Genomic DNA, 6,269 nt, shown 5'->3' with positions numbered 1-6,269 from the left:
AAGAAGATGTCCAAGTCCAAGGGCAACGTGGTGGTCCCCACCGATGTGCTCGAGAAGTACGGTTCGGACGCCGTGCGTTACTGGGCGGCTTCCGCCCGGCTGGGTGCGGACACCGCCTACGACGAGGGGCAGATGAAAATCGGCCGCCGGTTGGCCATCAAACTGCTCAATGCCTCCAAGTTCGTGCTGGCCCAGGGTGTCACCGAGGCCTCCGTGTTGGGTTCGGGCACGGACGAGTCGGTGGTCGTCAACGGCCTGGACCGCGCCCTGCTGACCCAGTTGGCCGATGTGGTCACCCGTGCGAGCACCGCGTTCCAGGACTACGAGTACGCCCGCGCCCTGCAGCTGATCGAGTCCTTCTTCTGGACCTTCACCGACGACTACGTGGAGCTGGTCAAGGACCGCGCCTACGGTTCGCGCGGTGAAGCGGCTCAGGCATCCGTGCACGCGGCCCTGGCCACCACGCTGGACACCCTGCTGCGGTTGTTCGCACCGTTCATTCCCTTCGCCACCGAAGAGGTCTGGTCCTGGTGGCGTTCGGGGTCGGTGCACCGCGCTCCCTGGCCCGTGATCGACGGGTTTGCCGGGCTCGCTCAACAGGGTGATCCCGAGGTGCTGACCGTGGTGGGCGAGGCCCTGTCCGGGCTGCGCAAGTCCAAGTCCGAGGCCAAGGTCAAGCAGCGCACCGCGGTCACCTCCGCGACCGTCTCCGGCCCGGCCGCACAGCTGGAGCAGCTGCGCGCCGGTCTGGACGATCTCAAGGCCGCGGGTAACGCCGCGGACCTCACGCTCACGGACGCCGACGGCGAGCTGACCGTCAGCCACGTACAGCTGGAAGCCACCGTCGAGGTGTAGTCACACACGCACATGACAACGGCGGACGATCCCCTGGGGATCGTCCGCCGTTGTCATGTCGTGCCTGGGCCCGGGTGGCTGACATCCTGGTCCGCCAAAGTGCAGTTAGGTCCCTGCGCGGGCGCAGTTTTGCGGACTGGGATGTCAGGGCATCCCCGTCAGCGGAGGATGCTCAGCTGAAGTCGGGGCCCTTTTCGCGACCGCGCTTGAGTTCGTAGAAGCCCGGGTACGAGGCCAGTGCGAGGGCACCGTCCCAGACCTTGCCCGCTTCCTCGCCCTTGGGTGCCGGGGTGAACACGGGGCCGAAGAAGCCCACGCCGTTCACGGCGATGCACGGGGTGCCGATGTCCTGACCGGCCACCGCCTGGGCGGCCTCGGTGGACGCACGGATCGCGGCGTCGTAGTCCTCGGAGTCCTTGGCGTCCGCCAACTTTGCGGGCAGCCCGACCTCCGCGAGGGATTCCTGAATGATCTCCAGCTCGTCCTCCATGCCCCCCGGGTGACGGCGGGTGCCCATGGCGTCGTAGAGCTTCTTGTAGTACTCATCGCCGTGTTCCTGAGCCGCGGCCTCGATCACGCGCACCATCCACATGGACTCGATGTGGCCCCGATGGTGATTGTCCGGGTTGTTCTCGTTGAGGATGCCCAGCGAAATGATGCGCCAGTTGACCTCCACGTCGCGGATCTCGACGACCTCTTCCATCCAGCGGGAGGTCATCCAGGCCCACGGGCACAGCGGATCGAACCAGAAATCTACGTGCTGTTTCTCAGACATACGGTTACCTTTCGACAGACGGGTGCGTTGCTTTCACAGGGTGATCACGCGTCACGCGGACTTATGACGACGCCGCTCTTCTTCGATCATCTCGTGCGTGAAGATCTCCGGGTCGCTCAGCTTCGCCACGGAATCGGCGGTGACCAGAACCGCGGCGACATCGTCGCGGCTGGGCAGGTCGAACATGACCGGCATGAGGATGTCTTCCAGAATGGCGCGCAGGCCGCGGGCACCGGTTCCCCGTTCGATCGCCAGTTCGGCAATGGCCTCCAGGGCCTGCGGGTCGAAGGTGAGTTCCACGCCGTCGATCTGGAACAGCTTGCGGTACTGCTTGACCAACGCATTCTTGGGTTCGGTGAGGATCCGCACCATGTCCGAGACCGACAGTTTGGACAGCGTGGTCACGACCGGGAGGCGGCCGATGAACTCGGGGATCAGCCCGAACTTCAGCAAATCCTCCGGGCGCACCTGACCGGTGAGGTCCACCTCGGAGGTGTCGCGGATGGCGGCGCCGAAGCCGATGCCCTTCTTGCCCGTGCGCTGCTGGACGATCTCGTCCAAACCGGCGAACGCGCCGGCCACGATGAAAAGCACATTGGTGGTGTCGATGTGCAGGAACTCCTGCTGGGGATGCTTGCGCCCGCCCTGCGGAGGAACTGAGGCCACGGTGCCCTCCAGAATTTTCAGGAGCGCTTGCTGGACCCCTTCACCCGATACGTCGCGCGTGATCGAGGGGTTCTCAGATTTACGAGAAATCTTGTCGATCTCGTCAATGTAAATAATCCCCTGCTCCGCTTTCTTGAGATCGAAATCGGCGGCTTGGATGAGTTTGAGGAGAATATTTTCAACGTCTTCACCTACGTATCCGGCCTCGGTGAGGGAGGTGGCATCCGCCACGGCGAACGGTACGTCCAGTCTACGAGCCAGGGACTGCGCCAAATAGGTCTTACCGGAACCGGTGGGGCCCACCAACAAAATGTTGGACTTGGCCACTTCGATGTCTTCTTCGTTGCCGTCGGAACCGGCAATGGAGAGGGTCTGCCCGGAGACACCCGCGCGGATGCGCTTGTAATGGTTGTACACGGCCACGGACAGTGCGCGCTTGGCGGTGTCCTGGCCGATCACGTATTCCTGCAGGTGATCGTGGATCTGCTGCGGGCGCGGGAGCTCGATGTGGTCGGTTTCCTCGACCTCGGTGAGTTCCTCTTCAATGATTTCGTTGCACAGTTCAATGCACTCATCGCAAATGTAGACCCGAGGCCCGGCAATGAGCTTGCGAACCTGCTTCTGGCTTTTACCGCAGAAGGAGCATTTGAGCAGGTCAACGCTCTCTCCGATGCGCGCCATAGCCAATCCTCACAGTTCATCTCGATGTTGCCCTCGGCGCCATTTTAGGCCAGGGCGGAAGGTGCACCAAAGCTCGACACCGGTACGTGGTGAGCAGCGGCGTCGCCGGAGTAAGTGTCTCCCGCGACGCCGCTCAGCCTACGTCAGTTTTATTGCGTGACGGTCACCGGCTTGTTGATTTTCCGGGACTCCAACACCTGGTCAATGATGCCGTACTCCAGCGCGTCCCTGGCGGTGAGGATCTTGTCGCGCTCGATGTCGCGGTTGATCTGTTCGCTGGACTTGTTGGTGTGCAGCGCCATGGTGTCTTCCAACCAGGTTCGCATGCGCATGATCTCGTTGGCCTGGATCTCAATGTCCGAGGCCTGACCGCCGCCCTGACCCTCCATGGCCGGCTGGTGGATCAGCACGCGAGCGTTGGGCAGCGCCAGCCGTTTGCCCGGGGTGCCACCGGCCAGCAGCACGGATGCGGCGGACGCGGCCTGGCCCAGGCACACGGTCTGGATCTCGGGGCGGATGTACTGCATGGTGTCGTAAATGGCCGTCATGGCCGTGAACGATCCACCCGGGGAGTTGATGTACATGGTGATATCGCGGTCCGGGTCCTGGGACTCGAGCACCAGCAGCTGCGCCATGATGTCGTCAGCGGAGGTGTCGTCCACCTGGACGCCCAGGAAGATGATGCGGTCTTCGAACAGCTTGGTGTACGGGTTCTGGCGGCGGTAGCCGTAGGGCGTGCGCTCTTCGAAGTCCGGGATCACGTAGCGGCTGGTGGGCAACTGCGGTGCAGTGGCGTGAGGCAAGTTCATTGGTCCGTCCTGAAATTCTTGAAGTGGTTCGTGGCAGCTACGGCTGGTTACTTGGATTCCCGCATGGTTCCGCCGCCACCGGTCACGTTGCCGGCGGACTGGGCTATGTGGTCGAAGAATCCGTACTCCAGGGCACGCTCGGCATCGAACCAGTTGTCGCGGTCGTTGTCGCGCAGGATGGTTTCGAGGTCCTGACCGGTCTGCTCGGCCGTGAGCTCGGCCAGGCGCTTCTTCATGGACAGGATCAGCTCGGCCTGCACGCGGATGTCCGACGCGGTACCGCCCATACCGCCGGAGGGCTGGTGCATGAGGATGCGGGCGTTGGGGGTCGCGTACCGCTTGCCCTTGGTGCCCGAGGACAGCAGGAACTGTCCCATGGAGGCCGCCAGGCCGGTGGCCACGGTGACCACGTCGTTGGGGATCAACTGCATGGTGTCGTAAATGGCCATGCCCGCGGTGACCGAGCCACCCGGGGAGTTGATGTACAGGAAGATGTCCGCCTCGGGATCCTCAGCAGACAGCAGCAGCATCTGCGAGCAGATCAGGTTGGCGTTGGTGTCACGCACCTCGGAACCGAGCCAGATGATGCGTTCCTTGAGCAAACGGTTGTAAACGTAATCGTCCTGACCGTTGTGCGCCCCGTCCTCCATGCGCGGAGTGACCGGTGCGGCACCGTACGACTGGATGGGAGTGGAGGTCATGGAATGCCTCTTTCTTCTGGGCGGGGTCGCGCGCCGGGAGCACGGCGACCCATGAACACTTTCTGTCTCAGCAGCGTAGTGCCGTACCCGCACCGTTTCGCGGGCGCAGGCCCATTGTTCGCTGCTGGCGCATGGTCGCGGACACACGACGACGCCGCAGGCAACCTTCGCGTGGAAGGCCCCCTGCGGCGTCGTCGTGAGCCACTCTGTGCGCCCGCGTGCAGCGGGCTCACACATGATTACTTGGCGTCGGTCTCGACGGCCTCTGCCTCTTCGGTGGCGGCAGCGGCGTCGTCCTCGTCGTCGGAGCCGACGAAGGCGGACAGGTCCACCTCGGTGCCCGTGGAGTCGGTGACCGTGGCGTACTCGAGGACCTTGGCGAGAGCCTTACGGCGGCGCACCTCGCCCACCATCATGCCGGCCTGCCCGGAACCATCCAGCATCTGAGCGAACTGGTTGGGGTCCATGCCGTACTGCTGGGACATGTTGACGATGTAGTCGATCAGCTCGGACTGCTCCACGCCGACCTCTTCGGCCTCGGCCACGGCGTCGAGGATGATCTCGTTGCGGAAAGCGGTCTCGGCGTTGGCGCGAACCTCGGCACGGTGCTCTTCGGTGTCGTGATCGGGCTCGGCCGAAGCCTGGGCCTGCTCGGAATCGAAGTGCTGGGCCAGCTGATCCTCAATGACCTTCTCCGGAACCGGGACCTCGATGAGTTCCACGAGCTTGTCCAGGACCTTGTCACGGGCTTCAATACCCTGCTCGACCACGGCGGACTCGCCGGCCTGCTTCTTGAGGTCTTCCTTGAGCTCGTCAATGGTGTCGAACTCGGAAGCCAACTGGGCGAACTCGTCGTCCGCCTCGGGCAGCTCGCGCTCCTTGACGGCGGTGACCTTCACCTTGACGGTGGCATCCGAACCGGAGTGCTCGCCACCGGCCAGCTTGGTCTCGAAGGTGGCGTCCTCGTCGGCGGAGAGACCGGTCACGGCCTCGTCCATGCCCTCGAGCATGGTTCCCGAGCCCACCTCGTAGGAAAGGTCATTGGCGGCGTCCACTTCCTCACCGTCGACCAGGGCCTGCAGGTCCAGGGTCACGTGGTCACCCTCGGCAGCGGGGCGGTCCACGGACTTGAGGGTGCCGAAACGAGCGCGCAGCTCGTCCAGTGCCTTCTGCTCGTCCTCGGCAGACGCCTCGCGGGCCTCGACCTCGACCTTGAGACCCTTGTAATCGGGCAGCTCGATCTCCGGGCGGATGGCCACGCTGATCTCGACCTTGGTGTCGGCCTCGCGGTTGTCCGATTCCGGCTTGGCCAGAACCTCGACCTGCGGCTGGGACAGGGGGGTCAACTCGTTCTCGGCCAGCGCCTGCTGGTAGAAGTCGTTGAGGCCCTCGTTCAGGGCGTTCTCGATCACGAAGTCGAAGCCAACCCGCTGGTCGATGAGCTTCGAGGGGACCTTACCCTTGCGGAATCCGGGGATCTGAATCTGATCGGCCAACTGCTTGTACGTCTGCGCGACAAACGGCTTGAGATCGGCGTAAGGGATCTCAACGGTGATCTTCGCCTCGGTGGGGTTGAGTTTCTCGACGGCGCTCTTCACTTCCGTTGTACTCCTGGGGTCGTGGATGGACAGTTCTCACGGGCCAGGTTTGGCCCGGTCGGTCAACGAGGGCTCCCCCGCTTAGCTATGGGCGGGTGAGCGCTCAGACGTCGGGGTGACAGGACTCGAACCTGCGATCTCCTGCTCCCAAAGCAGGCGCGCTAGCCACTGCGCTACACCCCGT

General features: G+C 63.7%; 6 protein-coding genes and 1 tRNA gene. 1 reads left to right on the top strand and 6 read right to left on the bottom strand.

Features of this window, described 5'->3' with window-relative positions; genetic code table 11:
- A partial coding sequence (locus tag Q4E95_RS10290) for a class I tRNA ligase family protein (RefSeq protein ID WP_303383221.1) occupies positions 1–855 on the top strand: 855 nt, incomplete at its 5' end.
- A 172-nt stretch (positions 856–1,027) separates the two neighbouring features.
- On the opposite strand, the gene Q4E95_RS10285 is transcribed toward Q4E95_RS10290, so the two are convergent.
- From Q4E95_RS10285 to Q4E95_RS10260, 6 genes are all read right to left on the bottom strand, one after another.
- Positions 1,028–1,630 (bottom strand): DsbA family protein, encoded by a 603-nt coding sequence (locus Q4E95_RS10285; RefSeq protein WP_303383220.1) that lies wholly within the window; start codon positions 1,628–1,630, stop codon positions 1,028–1,030.
- Between the two features lie 51 nt (positions 1,631–1,681).
- Positions 1,682–2,977, bottom strand: a complete 1,296-nt coding sequence (gene clpX, locus Q4E95_RS10280) for an ATP-dependent Clp protease ATP-binding subunit ClpX (protein ID WP_303383219.1) — start codon at positions 2,975–2,977, stop codon at positions 1,682–1,684.
- Positions 2,978–3,126: 149 nt separating this feature from the next.
- Positions 3,127–3,786 carry an ATP-dependent Clp protease proteolytic subunit gene (locus tag Q4E95_RS10275; protein WP_303383218.1) on the bottom strand — a complete coding sequence of 220 codons (660 nt, stop codon included), beginning with the start codon at positions 3,784–3,786 and terminating at the stop codon, positions 3,127–3,129.
- Positions 3,787–3,833: 47 nt separating this feature from the next.
- A complete protein-coding gene (locus Q4E95_RS10270; protein WP_190780571.1) occupies positions 3,834–4,436 on the bottom strand; it encodes an ATP-dependent Clp protease proteolytic subunit in 603 nt (200 codons plus the stop codon).
- Between the two features lie 290 nt (positions 4,437–4,726).
- Complete coding sequence (gene tig / locus Q4E95_RS10265) at positions 4,727–6,085, bottom strand: trigger factor (protein ID WP_303383217.1); 1,359 nt, start codon at positions 6,083–6,085, stop codon at positions 4,727–4,729.
- A gap of 110 nt (positions 6,086–6,195) precedes the next feature.
- A tRNA-Pro gene (locus Q4E95_RS10260) sits at positions 6,196–6,268 on the bottom strand.
- Position 6,269 lies beyond the last annotated feature (1 nt).

Source organism: Kocuria sp. (assembly GCF_030536815.1).
In the GTDB taxonomy this organism is placed as follows: domain Bacteria; phylum Actinomycetota; class Actinomycetes; order Actinomycetales; family Micrococcaceae; genus Kocuria; species Kocuria gwangalliensis.
Note: the sequence above shows the minus strand (reverse complement) of the source record. Positions and strands in the feature narration are given on the sequence as shown.